The organism is Microbacterium sp. (genome assembly GCF_035687345.1).
Taxonomy (GTDB): Bacteria; Actinomycetota; Actinomycetes; order Actinomycetales; family Microbacteriaceae; genus Microbacterium.
In genome coordinates this window covers 23,282-39,197 of the sequence record NZ_DASRXZ010000126.1, presented here as the reverse complement: position 1 = coordinate 39,197, position 15,916 = coordinate 23,282, and the positions used below count along the sequence as shown (strand labels likewise).

Here is a 15,916-nt window from a genome sequence, read left to right as displayed (position 1 = left end):
GCCTCGTTCGCGAGGCCCGTCATCGTGCCCATCGCGTCGAAGAAGTTCGAGAACACGAGCGTGAAGACGATCATCACGAGCGCGATGATCCCGACCTTGCCGATGTCGAAGCCGAAGTCGATCGCGCCGACGAGGCTGAAGTCGGGGAGCGCGAAGATGCCTGCCGCGCTGAGGTCGAGGCCGAGCGCCTCGGGCCAGATCGCGTTGACGATGTACGACACGATCGTGCCGCCGATGAGGCCGAGCAGCAGGCCGCCCTTCACGCGCAGTGCCATGAGGACGCCCGCGAGCACGAGCGTGATGATGAACATCAGCGTGCCGATCGACCCGATCGATCCGCCCACGCCGAGGTCGAGCGGCGGGGATGCGTTGCCCGTCGCGGTGACGAACCCGGCGTTGACGAAGCCGATGAAGGCGATGAACAGGCCGATGCCGACCGTGATCGCGAGCTTGAGCTGCACGGGCACGGCGTCGAAGATCATCTTCCGCAGGCCCGTCGCGGCCAGCAGCACGATGATCAGACCGTTGATGACGACGAGCGCCATCGCCTCGCCCCACGTCACCTGGCCGACGACGGAGAACGCGACGAAGGCGTTGATGCCGAGGCCCGCCGCGAACGCGAACGGCAGACGCGAGACGAGACCGAACAGGATCGTCATGACGCCCGCGGTGAGTGCGGTCGACGTCGCGACGGCGGCGGACGAGAGCGTCGTGCCGTCGACATCCGGCGTCGACAGGATGATCGGGTTCAGGATGACGATGTAGGCCATCGTCACGAACGTGACGATGCCGCCTCGCACCTCCGTCCCGATGGTGGAGCCCCGGCGGGTGATCTCGAAGAAGCGGTCGAGCGCGTTCTTCGGCTCTGCCTCGGGTGGTGCGGCGCCGGTCTCTTCGGCGGACTCGGTCGGTGCAGGCGGAGTGCTTGTCATACGGGGCCCTTCGGCTCTCAGGAAAGTTTCAGGTAGACGTTACCCCGCGAACGTCTCGCGAGTGTTACAGGGGCACGCGGCGTCGAGTAGGTAGGGTCGATCGCGCATGCATCGCCTCGTCGTCGCCTTTCTCGCCGCCTTCGATGCCGCCGTCGCGGCGGCGGTCGGATTGGCGGCAGTCCTCGCGCCCCTCACGGTGCTGTTCGTGTTCGGTCTCGGCGGCGCCGCCGACTGGCGCGCGCTGTGGCCGGCAGGGGCATCCGTGTGGCAGCTCGGTCACCTGGTGCCGCTCGAGATCGCGCTGCCGGGCGAGTTCCTGGCCGACGCGGGAATCGATCCGGATGCCGCGACCTTCGTGCTCTCGCTCGCCCCGCTCGCGTTCACGGCGTTCACCGCCGTGTTCGCGGCGCGCTCGGCGATCCGCGCGTCGCGCGCCGACGCGTGGGCGACCGGCGTCCTCACGGGCTCACTCGTCTTCGGCGGGATCGCGTTCGCCGTGTGGACGACATCGGGGAACGAGGTCGCGACCGCGGCCGCATGGCAGGCGATCGTGCTCCCGGCCGCCGTGTTCGCGGTGCCGGCGCTCGTCGCCGCGGCCGTCACCGAGTGGAGCGAGGCGGGGGCGGGCTTCGTCGCCCGCATCCGCGACCGCGTCGAGGCGTCTCGCGACGGGTGGGCGCCTGTTCCGGCGCTCATCGCCCGCGGCACCGGGGTCGCCGTCGCGGGGCTCATGGGTCTCGGCGGCATCGCCGTCACGGTCGCGCTCGTGGCGCGCGGGGCGGAGGTCATCGCGCTCTTCCAGTCCGCGCACGTCGATGCTCTGGGGGCGGCGGTCATGACGCTCGGTCAGCTCGCGTACCTCCCGACCCTCGTCGTGTGGGGGATCGCCTTCATCGCCGGGCCCGGCTTCGCACTCGGCACGGGCACCGCCGTGTCGCCCGCAGGCACGCAGCTCGGGGTCATCCCCGGGATCCCCGTGCTCGGCGCGGTGCCCGAGACGACGTCGACGTTCCTGCTGCTGCTCGCGCTGCTGCCTGTGGGCGTCGGCGTGCTCGCGGGGTGGGTCGTCCGCTCGCGCATGCTCGCACCGCGCACGGCGGCCGCCGAGCCCACGCGGGTCGCGGCATCCGATCCCGAGCGCGACGCGGCGCTCGCCGCGCTGCTCGCGACGGGAGCGCCCGTCGAGGTCGCGCCCGCATCCGAGCTCGACGAAGCGACGGATGCCGAGCCCATCGCGCCTCGGATCGTCGTGACCCTCGGCATCGCCGTCGCGACCGGCGCGATCGGGGCACTGCTCGCGTGGGCCGCGTCGGGGTCCGCCGGCCCGGGCCGCCTGGCCGAGGTCGGCCCCGCCCCCGGGGCCGTCGCGCTCGCGGTGGGGCTCGAGGTGCTCGTCGGCGCGGCGATCCTGATCCTGTCTCCGGTGCGGGCCGCACGACGGCCGCTCACCGGGACAGCGGCCCGGGGGAGCGCCGAAGCCGACGGGTAGACTGGGCGCGTGCTCACGGTCGCCGTCCTCATCTCGGGCGGGGGGTCGAATCTGCGGGCCCTGCTCGACGCGGCGGCGGATCCTGACTTCCCCGCGCGCGTCGTCGTCGTCGGCGCCGACCGCGAGGCGGACGGATTCCACCACGCCGAGGAGTACGGCATCCCGACCTTCATGGTGCCGTTCGAGCAGTTCCCCAGCCGAGAGGAGTGGGGCGACCAGCTCGGTGAGCAGCTCGCGGTGTGGAGCCCCGACCTCATCGTGCTGAGCGGCCTCATGCGGCTGCTGCCGGCATCGCTCGTCGACGCGTGGGCGCCTCGCGTCATCAACACCCACCCGGCGTATCTCCCCGAGTTCCCCGGCGCGCACGGCGTGCGCGACGCCCTCGCCGCGGGCGTCGACCAGACCGGCGCGAGCGTCATCGTCGTCGACCGCGGCGTCGACACCGGTCCGATCCTCGCGCAGGAGCGTGTGCCGGTGATGCCCGGCGACGACGAGCACACGCTCCACGAGCGCATCAAGCCCGTCGAGCGGCGCCTTCTCATCGACGTCGTCCGACGCATCGCGACCGGCGAGCTCGACCTCGCCGCCGCCGCGGCGGTCTAGACCCCTTCACCCGAACCCGAGACTGCAACAGGAGCCACCATGGCAGGCCCGAGCCACGATCCCGCCCTCTACCGCGAACGCGATGTCGTCCCGATCCGCCGCGCGCTCGTGTCGGTGAGCGACAAGACCGACCTGCTCGTCCTCGCCGAGGCGCTGGCCGCCGCGGGCGTCGAGATCGTGTCGACGGGCGGCTCGGCCTCGCTGCTGCGCGACGCGGGATACGCGGTGACCGACGTCTCGAGCATCACGGGCTTCCCGGAGTCGCTCGACGGGCGCGTCAAGACGCTGCATCCGTCCGTCCACGCGGGCCTCCTCGCCGACCTGCGCCTCGAGGACCACGAGCGTCAGCTCGACGAGCTGGGCATCCAGGCCTTCGAGCTCGTCGTCGTGAACCTGTACCCGTTCATGGAGACGGTCGCCTCGGGCGCCGCCGCCGACGACGTCATCGAGCAGATCGACATCGGCGGACCCGCGATGGTCCGTGCGGCCGCCAAGAACCACGCGAACGTGGCGATCGTCGTCTCGCCCGAGTCGTACCCCGCGATCGTCGACGCGGTGCGCTCGGGCGGCACGACCCTCGCGCAGCGCCGACAGCTCGCGGCTCGCGCGTTCGCCCACACCGCCGCATACGACACCGCCGTCGCCACGTGGTTCGCCGAGGGCACGCTCGCCGAAGGCGTCGACCTGCCCAAGCACCTCACGATCAAGGCGGAGCGCCTCGCGATGCTGCGCTACGGCGAGAACTCGCACCAGCGCGCCGCGATCTACACGACGCTCGGCGGCCACGGCATCGCCCAGGCGAAGCAGCTGCAGGGCAAGGAGATGTCGTACAACAACTACGTCGACGCGGATGCCGCGCTCCGCGCCGCGTTCGACATGATCAAGCCCGCCGTGGCGATCGTGAAGCACGCCAACCCGTGCGGCATCGCCGTGGCGGCGCCGAACGCGCTCGACCCGATCGCGAGCGCGCACCTGCGCGCGCACGAGTGCGACCCCGTGTCGGCGTTCGGAGGTGTCATCGCGGCGAACCGCACGGTGACGCTCAAGATGGCCGAGAACCTGCGCGACATCTTCACCGAGGTCATCGTCGCGCCCGACTTCGAGCCGACGGCCCTCGAGCTGTTCCGCGAGAAGAAGAACCTGCGCATCCTGCAGCTTCCGCCGGACTGGCGCCAGGAGCGCATGGACGTGCGCCTCATCTCGGGCGGCCTCCTGCTGCAGGACGCCGACCGCTTCCCCGACGACATCGAGTCGGTCGCGAAGGACTGGCAGCTCGTGTCGGGCGAGCGCCCGGCAGAGTCCGAGATGACGAACCTCATCTTCGCGTGGAAGGCGTGCCGCGCCGTGAAGTCGAACGCGATCGTCCTCGCGAAGAACTCCGCGACAGTCGGCATCGGCATGGGCCAGGTCAACCGCGTCGACTCGTGCCGCCTCGCCGTCGAGCGCGCGGGCGATCGCGCGGCCGGCTCGGTCGCGGCATCCGACGCCTTCTTCCCCTTCGCCGACGGACCGCAGGTGCTCATCGACGCCGGCATCTCGGCGATCGTGCAGCCGGGAGGATCCGTGCGCGACGACGAGGTCATCGAGGCGGCACGCAAGGCGGGCGTCACGATGTTCTTCACGGGCGAGCGGCACTTCTTCCACTGAGCCGCGAGCGTGCGGCGCCGGATGGGGAGTTCTCCCCATCGCGGCGGCACGCGCGGCCTGCCTAGTGTTACGGGCGGGTGGAGGTCCTGCTGAGATGACGATGTTGCCGAATGCGCTCGTGGCGGAGCGATGCGAAGAGTTCCCCGCGGAGTTCGGCGGTGACCGTCGATGAGCGCGATCCGACCGATCATGCGCGAAGTGCGCGAGTCCGTGCTCAAGGGCTTCGCGCACGCGAAGGACAAGCTCCACCAGATCGCCGACAACCTGTCGGGCCACATCGACGACGTGGTGCGGGGCGTGCGCGATGTCGACGTCTTCGACGGCAAGCCCGACACGCCGAACCTGCCCCATTCGCACCGTCCGGGCTTCAACGCTGACGGGTCGATCGATCCCGAGGCCTTCCGAACGCCGAGGGACGGCGCGTTCTACTGGTCGGGCATGTATCCGCGCAACGGGCAGGAGATCGCAGGACGGATCGCCGCCGACAACAACGGGACGACGCTCGAGATGCTCATCGAGGCGAAGGGCATCGACATGCCCGAGTGGGACGCCGACAACCCGGCCGCCGTCCAGACCTGGACGCAGGTGTCGGAGGCGTACGCCTCGGGCGCGTCCGGCACGGTTCGCGCGGTGCTGGGCGACAACATCCGGCCGGATGCCGTGTGGTGGGCGGAGCTCGAACGCCTCAAGTCGAACCCCGAGGTCACGCAGGTGGTGCGCATCGACCCCGATACCCTTATCCAGTCGGTGATCTGGCCGGAATGAACGCGATGGAGACGAGCGTGGAAGACGCACGGGTGAGCCAGGCGATTGTCGAGTACCTCGCCAAGGGGCGATCGCCGTTCCCGAAGTCGGATGAGGACGCGGTCGTTGCCTTCGCGGCCGGCGAGGCGCCGGAGGCGCTGCTGGCGCGGGTGAAGGCGCTCGCCGAGGAGATGATGTCGATCAAGGTCGACTGGTCGACGAAGACCCTGTCCGAGGGCGGGCGCGAAGCGCAGCGGATCATGGCCGAGCGGCATCCGGAGCTCGGTGAGAACGCGCTCGAAGCGCTCTATTGGATGTTCACCTACAACTGGCGCTAGCCGGTCCGTCGGCCCTTCTGCGGTCGACCTGCCGATTCACATCGCCGCGCGGCACGTGGGGAGAAATACCCATGGTGCCCTCCGCGGGCGTTTCCGTACATTCGAGGCTGGAGGTCATGCCGTGGGAATGATGTTGCCGAACGAGCTTGTCTGGGTCATGGAGAAGCTCGGCTTCGAGTGGCCGGATATCGATGAGGACGAGGTCCGCAAAGGCGCCGTGCTGGTGCGCAACTTCGGGTCGGACCTCGAGTCGGTCGTCCAGGCCGTGGACCGCAAGATGAACGGCGACCTGGCGACGGCGCTCGGCGGTCAGTCGGGTCCGGCGACGCTGAGCGCGTGGAACACGAACCGGTCGCAGAACCTTCAGAAGCTGATCGACATCATGTCGCCCGCGGCGACGGCCATGGACATCGGAGCGGACGCCATCTTCGCCCTGAAGATGAAGGTGATCGTGGATGTGACGTCCACGATGATCACGCTCGTCGCGATGCTGACGAACCCCTTGACCGCCGCCGGCGCCGGTCCGATGCTGCTCATCAAGAAGAAGCTCCTGAACGCGGCGGTCGACATCGTGGTGGAGCAGCTGCTGAACCAGCTCGCGCCGATGGTGATCGAGCCGATGGCGGAGCATCTTCCAGCGGTGATCGACGCCATCCTCGATGCGCCCATGGTCGAGGGCGCGGTCGGGGATGCGGATGAGTTCCAGGCCGACCTGGCGGCGCTCGAAGAGGCGCAGTCGACGATGAAGCTGCACGGAGCGGATGTCGCGACGCTGACCTCGAACTTCTTCGCGGAGTTCTCCGCTCTCGACTTCGGGGGCGACGGATGAGGCCCGGAGATGTGATCAGAAGGGCGGCCGACGCCGTACGCGACGCGGCGACGCACTCGAGTAGGCTTCGCGGCGTCGCCGACAACCTCGACAACCACCTCGACTCGGTCATCAAGCAGATCCGAGACCTCGACAAGTACGACAGCACGGTGACCAGACGCGGTCGCAACACCAAGACGACGTGGTGGGATCGCGAGACCGGGCGACCCGGCTCGGAGCGCGGGACGATTCTCGACGACTTCGGTGGAACCGGCCGCGGCGACAACGCCACGGAAGTCGGCAACCTCGGCAATCCGACCGACCACGGCGGCCACCTCGGTGCGCATCGCTTCTTCGGCGACACGCCCGACGCCGGCATCATCCCGCAGGCGGGCAACCTCAACACCGGCGCGTGGAAGAAGATGGAGAACGAGTGGGCCGCCTGGGTCGGGAACGGCTACCAGGTCGACTACCGCATCGACGTGTATCCGCCCGGCGCCGTGCGCCCGGATGCGCTCGAAGTCGAGTACGTCGTGACGAATCCGAACACGGGCGAAGAGGTCTACCGGAACTTCCCGAGCTTCTGGAACGAGGCGGGCGAGAGCTTCGATCGCAAGTACTCTCGAGACATCCCCGGCCTTCCCTGACCCAGCCGATCCTAGGAGTACCCCTTGTCCACCAATGTGACCGCCGACCTCATCCGCGCGCTGATCGAGCACATGCGCGGCGCCGGCGACGACTGGCAGTCGTTCGCGATGGTGATCGAGTTCCGCGGCGACCAGCTCGCGGGGACGCACGGCTACGTGTACACGGCGGACGGCAAGTCGGCACCGGTCGCTGCGCGCCCGACGGGCATCAAGCCCGCAGTGGACGCGTACACCGAGAGCTACTACAAGCCGGGTGAGGCCCTGCCCGTGGCGATCCTCGTGCAGTTCGATCGCGTCAAGCGCGAGTACGAGGTGACGTTCGAAGACACGGATGCCTCGCGCTGGCAGGTGACGCCCGAGAACATCGCCACGATCGCCGAGCAGCTGCGGCCGACCTTCGACTGATCGCGAGGCCCGGCCGGGACGCCTCCCAGCGGACGCGCGACCGCGGCTGGGTACTGTGGTCCAGGCAACGGGCGTAGGAAGAGCATTCGGAGGCAGCCGACGGCATGATCTGGGAGATCGACGAGCAGGAGCGCGTCATCGAGGGGATCGACGCCTCCGGACGCCCCGATCCCGCCTACGCGGCGGCCCTCGGCCTGGTGAATGCGCCGTACGGTCGTCGTGCGCTCGCGCTCGTGTGCGACCTCGCCGTCTGGACGGTCATCCAGCTGCCGCTGTGGCTCGGCACGCTGCCGCTGTTCCTCAAGCTCGCGACAGGCGCCATCTCGCCGTACGGGTTCGTCAACCATCCCGACTTCGTGCTCGGGATCGTGACCGCGAGCATCACGGTCGCGCTCACGCTGGCGTTCGTCGTCGTCCAGCTCGTCCTGCACGGGCGGAGGGGCGTGACGATCGGCAAGGCCGTGGCAGGCATCCGGTCCGTCAATGTGCGCACCCTCGAGCGCCCGGGTGTCGGCGCCGTGCTGCTCCGCTTCCTCATCGTCATCGCCGCCGGCGTCGTGCCGTTCGGCTCTGCCGTGTTCCTGCTGTCCCCGACGTTCGATCCGCAGGATCGCGGGCGGGGCTGGCACGACAAGGCGACGAACGTGTGGCTCGTGGATGTGCGCAACGGCCTGAACCCGTACGACGAGAAGCGCATGCGCATCGCGCGCAAGACCCTCAAGGCGGAGCCTGTCGAGGAACGCGCCGAACTGCCGTCGCTGGCCACCCCGCTCGACCCGGCACGACAGCCCGAGTACCGCCCGGGGAGCCGAATCAGCGCGGGCGTGCTCGGCCTGGCCCGGCCGACCGAGACGCCGATTCCCCAGGCGGCGCCGGCGCCCGCACCCGTGCCCGTTCCGCAGCCGAAGCTTCCGCAGCCGAAGCTTCCGCAGCCGCTCCCCGAAGTCGCACGGGGGGAGGCGTCGCCGTCGACGACGCTCGTCCTGCGCCTCGACACGGGCGAGAGCATCCCCGTGTCCGGGCCGATCCTCCTGGGCCGCAACCCCGACGCCGTGGGCCACCCCGGTGCGCGGCCGATCCGGGTCGCCGACGGAAGCCGCACGCTCTCCAAGACCCACATGCTCGTGCGCCCCGTCGCCGGCGGCCTCGAGGTGGTGGACTGCGCCTCGACGAACGGATCCGGGCTCATCCGGGCCGGCATCGAGCAGGGACTCACCGCCGGCGTGCCCGTCCGCGCCGCCGACGGCGACCGGATCCGACTGGGAGACCGCACCGCGGACGTCGTTCGCGCATGACCCGCCGTCCGCGAGAAGAACAACCATGAGACTGAAGCTGACCCTGCACCGCCACACGAGCGATCCCGTCGACATCGTGATCACGACGGACTCGACGGCGACCGCCGGCGATGTGGCCCGTCACATCGCCGAGGCCGATCCCGCCCGCTCGATCCCCTACGCCGACGGCGACGTCCTGACCCTCGCCGTCGCGCCGCCGACCGGTGAGCGCATGGTCTCGTTGCAGCCCGACATCCCGATCGGCGAGGCTCCCATCGGGTCGGGGTTCGCGGCATCCGTCATCAATTACGGCCCAGGATTCGTGCCCGATGCGCGACGCGACATCGTCGGACTGCTCCGGGCGACCTCGGGACCTCTCGCCGGCCAGGAGTTCCCCCTCGCTGCCGGCCGCGTCTCCATCGGCCGCGACCCGGCGAACGACATCGTGCTGTCCGACCCGATGGTGTCCAAGCGCCACGCGCGCCTCGAGGTCGGCGCGCACGTCGAGGTCGTCGACCTCAACTCCGCCAACGGCGTGCTCGTGGACGGCGTCCAGGTGCAGCGCGTGCGGATCGAGGAGGGGACGCCGTTCGTCATCGGTGCCACGACGCTCGTGCTGGTGTTCGCGTGCACGTTCGACGGGTCCGCGGCCGAGGAGCCGATCATCGAACGCGGTGGCGGTCTGCTGTTCAACCGCAGCCCGCGCGTCGAGGTGCGCTACCCCGGCACCCGCTTCAAGCCCCCGCGGATCCCTACCGAGAAGATCGGCAAGATCTTCCCATGGCCGATCCTGATCGCCCCGATCCTGATGGGCGCCGCGCTGTACGCGCTGAACGGCAACCCCCGGTCTCTTCTGCTGATCGTGATGACGCCGCTCATGGCGTTCGGCAACATCGTCAACCAGTCGGTGCAGAGCAAGAAGAGCGAGAACCACGAGTACCTGCTGTTCGAGCGGCAGTTCGAGCAGCTCGAGGAGGACTTCTTCCGTGGAAAGCCGGAGGAAGAGCGCGCGCGCAACGCCGAGGCGCCGCCGGTGGCGGAAGTCTTCGACCAGGCGATGCGGCTCGGGCCGATGCTGTGGACGAGGCGTCCGGAGCATTGGAACTTCCTCGGCATCCGATTGGGCAGCTGCCGGCTCCCGGCCCGGAACGTCATCGACGACAACGACACCCCGGAGGGACTGCCGGAGTTCATCGAGCGCATCGAGCGGCTCCGCGCGCGCTACGAGTTCGTGGACGACGTTCCCGTGTTCGACACGCTGTCCGACGCGGGATCGATCGGGATCGCAGGACCGCACGCGCTCGTCGCCGACACGATGCGGGGGATCGCGGTGCAGCTGTTCGGCATGCACGCGCCGAACGACGTCGTCGCCGTCGCCTTCTCCGACTCGACGTGGACTCCGGAGCTCGACTGGCTCAAGTGGCTCCCGCACACGTCCAGTGAGCGCAGCCCCTTCGCGCACGGTGCGCTCGCGGACTCCGCTCCCACGAGCGCCTCGCTGCTGAGCTCGCTCGAGGAGTACGTCAGCCGTGCCGAGGCGCGGTCCGACAAGGGCGAGAAGCGCGGACCGTTCAAGGAGGACTGGAACCCCCTGCTGTACGGCACGGATGTCGCGCGCGCCGCCACCGAGCGGCAGAACGCGCCCCAGGTGTCGGTGATCGTCTTCGTGACGGGCGACGCCCCGGTCGACCGCGGTCGTCTCACCGACGTGCTCGAGCGCGGCGCCGACCACGGCGTGCACGCGGTGTTCGTCGCGCCCACCGTCGAGTCGCTGCCGGCGGTGTGCCGCAGCTACATCGAGCTCACGACGAGCCTCGACGAGGCGCGCGTCGGCCAGGTGCGAACGGGGCAGCACTTCGAGGGCGTGCGCGTGGAGGGCGTGTCGAACGCGTACATGCAGATGTTCGCGCGCCGCCTCTCGCCCGTCGTGGATGCGAGCACGGTCGTGCACGACGCATCCGACATCCCGAACTCGGTGATGTTCCTGCAACTGGTCGACCGCGCGATCGCCGAGGATCCGACCGTGGTGATCGAACGGTGGCGGCAGAACAACACGATCGTCGACCGATCCGCTGCTCCGCGGCCCCGGCTCAAGAAGGCGGGCACCCTGCGCGCGATCGTCGGACAGGGCGTGAGCGACGCGATGGCGCTGGATCTGCGCACGCACGGTCCGCACGCGCTCGTGGGTGGAACGACAGGTGCGGGCAAGTCGGAGTTCCTGCAGGCGTGGGTGCTCGGCATGGCCGCGGCCCACAGCCCCGACCGCGTCACGTTCCTGTTCGTCGACTACAAGGGCGGATCGGCCTTCGCCGACTGCGTCGATCTGCCGCACTGCGTCGGACTCGTCACCGACCTGAGCCCGCACCTCGTCCGTCGCGCCCTCACGAGCCTCCGCGCCGAGCTGCAGCACCGCGAGCACCTGCTCAACCGCAAGAAGGCGAAGGACCTCCTGGAGCTGGAGAAGCGGCAGGATCCGGAGTGCCCGCCGTCGCTCGTCCTCGTGATCGACGAGTTCGCGGCACTGGCCTCGGAGATGCCCGAGTTCGTCGACGGCGTCGTCGACATCGCCCAGCGCGGCCGGTCGCTCGGGATCCACCTCATCATGGCGACGCAGCGCCCGGCGGGCGTCATCAAGGACAACCTGCGGGCGAACACCAACCTCCGCATCGCGCTGCGCATGGCCGACGAATCCGACTCGCGCGACGTCGTCGACGACCCCATCGCAGCGAGCTTCCCCCCGACGATCCCGGGACGCGCGATCGCCAAGATCGGCCCCGGACGACTGGTTCCGTTCCAGTCCGCGTACACCGGCGGATGGACGGCGGACGACGAGAGCGCGGCCGCCGAAGTCCGGGTCTCGGAGCTCAAGTTCGGCGCCACGAGCGAGTGGGAGCCGGACCGGCCGCCCGAGTCGGATGCGCACGAGGAGAGCCTCGGCCCCAACGACCAGCGTCGCATCGTCTCGACCCTCGTCCGCGCGAGCGACCTGGGCGGGCTGCCTCGCCCGCGTCGCCCGTGGCTGGACGAGCTGGCGCCGCTCATCGACCTGCGGGACCTGCCCAACGACGGCGACACGCGCATCCCGATCGCGCTGATGGACGTGCCCGAGAAGCAGCTGCAGATGCAGGCGGCGTTCGTCCCAGACCGGGACGGATCGCTCGTGGTCTACGGAACGTCGGGCTCGGGCAAGTCCACCGTGCTCAAGACGATCGCCACCGCGGCGGGCATGCGCCCGGAACGCGGTCGCGTGCAGGTGTACTGCCTCGACTTCGCATCCGGCGCGCTGTCGTCGCTGGCTGCGCTGCCGCACGTGGGGTCCGTCGTCGACGGCGCCGACGTCGAGCGCATCCAGCGCCTGCTGCGCACGCTCGACAAGGAGCTGGACCGTCGGGCCGCAGCCTTCTCCGCGGCCAGCGCCGCGTCGGTGCAGGAGTACCGCGAGCTGGTCGATCCGGCGATGCCGCGCATCCTGCTGCTCATCGACAACTACCCCGAGTTCAAGAAGGACTGGGAGGTCGCGCCCGGCCGCGGTCCCTTCTATCGGATCTTCATGCGGATCCTCGGCGAGGGCCGCACGCTGGGCGTGCACACGGTCATCACCGCCGACCGCGGCAACGCCGTGCCGAGCGCGGTTGCCGCCAACATCTCGCGCCGCGTCGTGCTGCGCATGGGCGACAACGCCCAGTACATGCTGCTCGGTGCGCCGCGCGACGTGCTCGACGAGCAGTCGGCGCCCGGCCGGGCCGTCATCGACGGTCACGAGGCGCAGATCGCCGTGCTCGGCGGCACGTCCAACGTGGTCGAGCAGACGAAGGCCCTCTCCGCGCTCGGCGACCACCTCCGCGAGATCGGCGTCCGCGACCTGCCCGAGATCGGCGCCCTCCCGACGATGGTCCGGACGACGGAGCTGCCGTCGCGCGTGGACGGGATGCCCGTGTTCGGCGTCGCCGACGACACGCTCGCGCCTCGCGGCTTCGAGCCGCTGGGATCGTTCGTCATCTCGGGCCCGCCGCAGTCCGGCCGCACCAACGCGCTCAAGGCGCTCATCGTCGCGATGGAGCGCTTCGACCCCGACCTGCGCCTGTACCACTTCGGCAGCCGACGGGCCGAGCTCAAGGACTTCCGTCCGTGGGTGCGCAGCGCGACCAAGCCCGAGGACGAGAAGGAACTGGCGGCGGAGCTGGCGGAGCTCGTGGTGAGCGACGCCCCCGGAAGTCGCATCCTCATCGTCATCGAAGACATCCCGCACCTCGCGGACGGCCCCGCCGACCGCCCGATGCGCGCGCTGCTGCAGGCGATGCACAACAGCGAGCACATGCTCATCGGCGAGGCTGAGATCACACGCGCGAGCGGCAGCATCGGCGTGCTCGGGGAGTGGAAGACGGGTCGGCAGGGCATCGTGCTCAAGCCCGACACCTACGACGGCGAGACGCTGTTCAAGGTCCCGTTCGGCCGCGTCAAGCGGTCGGACTTCCCGGTCGGTCGAGGCATCTTCGTGCAGGCGGGTCGCTCCGTCACGATGCAGGTGCCGCTCGTCGCGGAGACCGCCGGCAACGGCGCGAAGAGCCCGGTCGCGGAGCCCGCGGGAGCCCATGGGTAGTTCTCCCCATGGGCGGTGCGGACGCCGTTCGCTAGCCTCGACGGGGTAAGGCCGGAACGGCCTGAATATGACGAACGCTGGGAGGCGGGTTTCATGGCCGGACACGATTTCGGTGCAACGTACAGCGAGATGGAGAGCGCGGCGCAGCGACTGCGCGACGGGCGCCAGAGCATCACCGACACGCTGAAGGAGCTTCAGGGCGTCATCGACGACCTCGTGCAGGACGGCTTCAAGACCGAGAACGCGTCCGAGGCCTACTCGACCGCGTACTCGGAGCTGACCAGCTCGCTCGACGACGCGTCGGAGGCCGTCAACGACATGGCCCAGGCGCTCGACCGCATGGCCGACTCGATCCGCGACAAGGACGCGGAGCTGGCCGGCGGCTGATCACTCGAACGTACGGAGGTCGTGGTGCCGGAGGACAACCGGCACCACGACCTTTCGCATGATGAGAGGCTTGTGGAGATGTGCACGACGAACGGAACGGTGAGCGGATGACCCCGGGGCAGAGCTACTGGTACAACCTGTCGACGCAGTCGGTGCAGCGCGCCGACGAGCGGCCGTCCGAAGACACGCTCGGCCCGTTCGCGACCGCGGAGGAGGCCGAGGAGTCGCCGGCCGTGCTGGTCGAGTACGCGCGTGCGTGGCTCGAGAGCGAAGAGAGCGAGCCGTTCCGTCAGATGGCCGCCGAGAACGGCGACGACGTCGACTACGCGTGATCCGGTGACGAGGACGGTCCGCCGCCGCGCCGCGGCACTCGCCGTCGTGGCCGCCGTCGCGGTGCTCACGGGGTGCGGCCCCGCTCTTCCGAGCACGGTCGTCCCGGACACGGCGATCACGGTGGGGTGGAACGGGGAGCTCACCTCCCTGAACGCGGCCGCCGCGCCCACGCCGGGAAACATCGACGTCGCGCAGGCGATCCGCGCCGACTTCGGCGACATCGTCGACGGCGAGTTCATCCTCGACGAGGGCTTCGGCACGGTCTCGATCGTCGCCGAGGACCCGTTCACGGTGCGCTACGACCTCGCCGAGCCGAGCTGGTCGGACGGCACCCCGCTCGACGCCGCCGACCTGCTGCTCGGGTGGGCCGCATCCGCCGGATACTTCGCCACCGCGTCGGACGCCGCTTCGGAGATCGAGCCGGATGCGGCGCCGACCGTTCCGGGCGTCGACGAGTTCGCCCGTGCGATCGACGTGGAGTTCCCGCATCCGACCAACACGTGGCAGAGCGCCGTCACCGTCCCGGTCGCGGCGCACGTCGTCGGCAAGCGCGCGTTCGGACTGGACGACGCCATGGAGGCCAAGCAGGCGGTCATCCGTGCGATCGAGAAGGCGGATGCCTCGGCTCTCGCCGCGATCGCGGAGGTGTGGAACAACGACTTCACGCTGCCCGAGGACGGCGGCATCCCCGCCGACCTGCTCGTTTCAAGCGGGCCGTTCCAGGTGAAGGAGGTCACTCGCGCCGACGAGGGCCAGACCGTCACGCTGGTCCCCAATCCGGCATATCGGGGCGCGGTGACTCCGCAGGTCGCGTGGATCGAGCTCGTGCCCGCCGGGGACGACCCGGTCGGGGCGATCGGCGAGAGCCTCGACATCGCGCAGGTCGGCCCGGTCTCTGCGAACGCCGCGCGCATCCACGAGATGGAGCGGCGGGACCACACGATCCAGACGACGCACGACGGAACCGTGTGGACCGTGTTGCTGGCTCCGACCGCCGTGTTCGCCGACGAGGCCGCGCGCGCGGCCTTCCTTCGCATGGTGCCGGCGTCCGACCTCGTGGGTCGCGGCGGCGGTGCGTGGTCGTCGGCCTACACCGCGACGACGTCCGTGCTCGCGGCGCCGGGTTCTCGTGCGTTCGACATCGTGAGCGAGGACTCCGGTTTCGCGGCTGCGTTCGGCAAGGCCGACGACTCCGCCCTCGAGCGAGCCGCCGCCGGGGTCGCCGAAGGTGCGACGGTGTGCGTGCTCTACGACCGGCGCAGCGAGTTCGCCGACGGCGCTTTCGCGGCGCTGCGCGAAGCCGCCGGGGCTGCCGGCTGGGGCGTGGCGGACTGCGGCAGCGACGACGTGGGCGCGGCCCTCGACCAGGGCGGCTGGAACGCGGCGATCGTCCGCGTTCCCCTCGCGCAGACACCGGCGGACGTCGCCGCGCTTTGGGGGAGCGAGGGTGCCGCATCCGTCACCGCACTCGCCGACCCGGAGCGCGATGCTCTCATCGCGCAGCTCGCGCAGACCGTCGACGTGTACGAGGCGAGGGAGGTGCTGGCCCAGATCGAGGCGACGATCGTGCGCGGGGCGGTCGCCCGGCCGTTCGCCGCGAACCCGCGCGTGACGGTCCTCGATCGGGATGTGACCGGTGTCACCGCGCGCAACGGCGCCGACGCGTCGCTGACCCACTCCGTCGCGCAGTGGGCCGTCGTCCCCTGATG

General features: G+C 70.1%; 14 protein-coding genes. 13 read left to right on the top strand and 1 reads right to left on the bottom strand.

The annotated features are described in order from the left end of the window. The coding region (locus tag VFF97_RS14800; RefSeq protein ID WP_325034264.1) for an NCS2 family permease at nucleotides 1-932 on the bottom strand (932 nt) is incomplete at its 3' end. 106 nt (nucleotides 933-1,038) lie between these two features. On the opposite strand from VFF97_RS14800, the gene VFF97_RS14795 reads away from it, so the two are divergent. The 13 genes from VFF97_RS14795 (at nucleotide 1,039) to VFF97_RS14735 (ending at nucleotide 15,914) form a co-directional block, all read left to right on the top strand. After that, nucleotides 1,039-2,421 carry a DUF6350 family protein gene (locus VFF97_RS14795; protein ID WP_325034263.1) on the top strand — a complete coding sequence of 461 codons (1,383 nt, stop codon included), beginning with the start codon at nucleotides 1,039-1,041 and terminating at the stop codon, nucleotides 2,419-2,421. Between the two features lie 9 nt (nucleotides 2,422-2,430). Next, nucleotides 2,431-3,024, top strand: coding sequence for a phosphoribosylglycinamide formyltransferase (gene purN, locus VFF97_RS14790; protein WP_325034262.1), 594 nt, complete (start codon nucleotides 2,431-2,433; stop codon nucleotides 3,022-3,024). A 39-nt stretch (nucleotides 3,025-3,063) separates the two neighbouring features. Next, nucleotides 3,064-4,671, top strand: coding sequence for a bifunctional phosphoribosylaminoimidazolecarboxamide formyltransferase/IMP cyclohydrolase (gene purH, locus VFF97_RS14785; protein WP_325034261.1), 1,608 nt, complete (start codon nucleotides 3,064-3,066; stop codon nucleotides 4,669-4,671). Nucleotides 4,672-4,839: 168 nt separating this feature from the next. Next, nucleotides 4,840-5,436 carry a hypothetical protein gene (locus tag VFF97_RS14780; RefSeq protein ID WP_325034260.1) on the top strand — a complete coding sequence of 199 codons (597 nt, stop codon included), beginning with the start codon at nucleotides 4,840-4,842 and terminating at the stop codon, nucleotides 5,434-5,436. Between the two features lie 32 nt (nucleotides 5,437-5,468). Continuing rightward, nucleotides 5,469-5,753 (top strand): hypothetical protein, encoded by a 285-nt coding sequence (locus tag VFF97_RS14775; RefSeq protein WP_325034259.1) that lies wholly within the window; start codon nucleotides 5,469-5,471, stop codon nucleotides 5,751-5,753. A gap of 127 nt (nucleotides 5,754-5,880) precedes the next feature. After that, complete coding sequence (locus tag VFF97_RS14770) at nucleotides 5,881-6,582, top strand: hypothetical protein (RefSeq protein ID WP_325034258.1); 702 nt, start codon at nucleotides 5,881-5,883, stop codon at nucleotides 6,580-6,582. A gap of 11 nt (nucleotides 6,583-6,593) precedes the next feature. Then, nucleotides 6,594-7,208, top strand: coding sequence for a DNA/RNA non-specific endonuclease (locus VFF97_RS14765; RefSeq protein ID WP_325034257.1), 615 nt, complete (start codon nucleotides 6,594-6,596; stop codon nucleotides 7,206-7,208). A 24-nt stretch (nucleotides 7,209-7,232) separates the two neighbouring features. Beyond that, nucleotides 7,233-7,613 carry a hypothetical protein gene (locus VFF97_RS14760; protein ID WP_325034256.1) on the top strand — a complete coding sequence of 127 codons (381 nt, stop codon included), beginning with the start codon at nucleotides 7,233-7,235 and terminating at the stop codon, nucleotides 7,611-7,613. Nucleotides 7,614-7,717: 104 nt separating this feature from the next. Continuing rightward, nucleotides 7,718-8,908, top strand: a complete 1,191-nt coding sequence (locus VFF97_RS14755) for an RDD family protein (protein WP_325034255.1) — start codon at nucleotides 7,718-7,720, stop codon at nucleotides 8,906-8,908. 25 nt (nucleotides 8,909-8,933) lie between these two features. Beyond that, the gene (locus VFF97_RS14750; RefSeq protein WP_325034254.1) at nucleotides 8,934-13,487 is read left to right on the top strand and encodes an FtsK/SpoIIIE domain-containing protein; all 4,554 of its coding nucleotides are present in this window, start codon (nucleotides 8,934-8,936) and stop codon (nucleotides 13,485-13,487) included. A 93-nt stretch (nucleotides 13,488-13,580) separates the two neighbouring features. Next, nucleotides 13,581-13,874, top strand: coding sequence for a WXG100 family type VII secretion target (locus VFF97_RS14745; RefSeq protein ID WP_246301120.1), 294 nt, complete (start codon nucleotides 13,581-13,583; stop codon nucleotides 13,872-13,874). 107 nt (nucleotides 13,875-13,981) lie between these two features. Continuing rightward, nucleotides 13,982-14,206 (top strand): hypothetical protein, encoded by a 225-nt coding sequence (locus VFF97_RS14740; RefSeq protein WP_325034253.1) that lies wholly within the window; start codon nucleotides 13,982-13,984, stop codon nucleotides 14,204-14,206. A gap of 4 nt (nucleotides 14,207-14,210) precedes the next feature. Then, on the top strand, nucleotides 14,211-15,914 hold the full coding sequence (locus VFF97_RS14735; RefSeq protein WP_325034252.1) for a hypothetical protein: 1,704 nt from the start codon (nucleotides 14,211-14,213) through the stop codon (nucleotides 15,912-15,914). Nucleotides 15,915-15,916 lie beyond the last annotated feature (2 nt).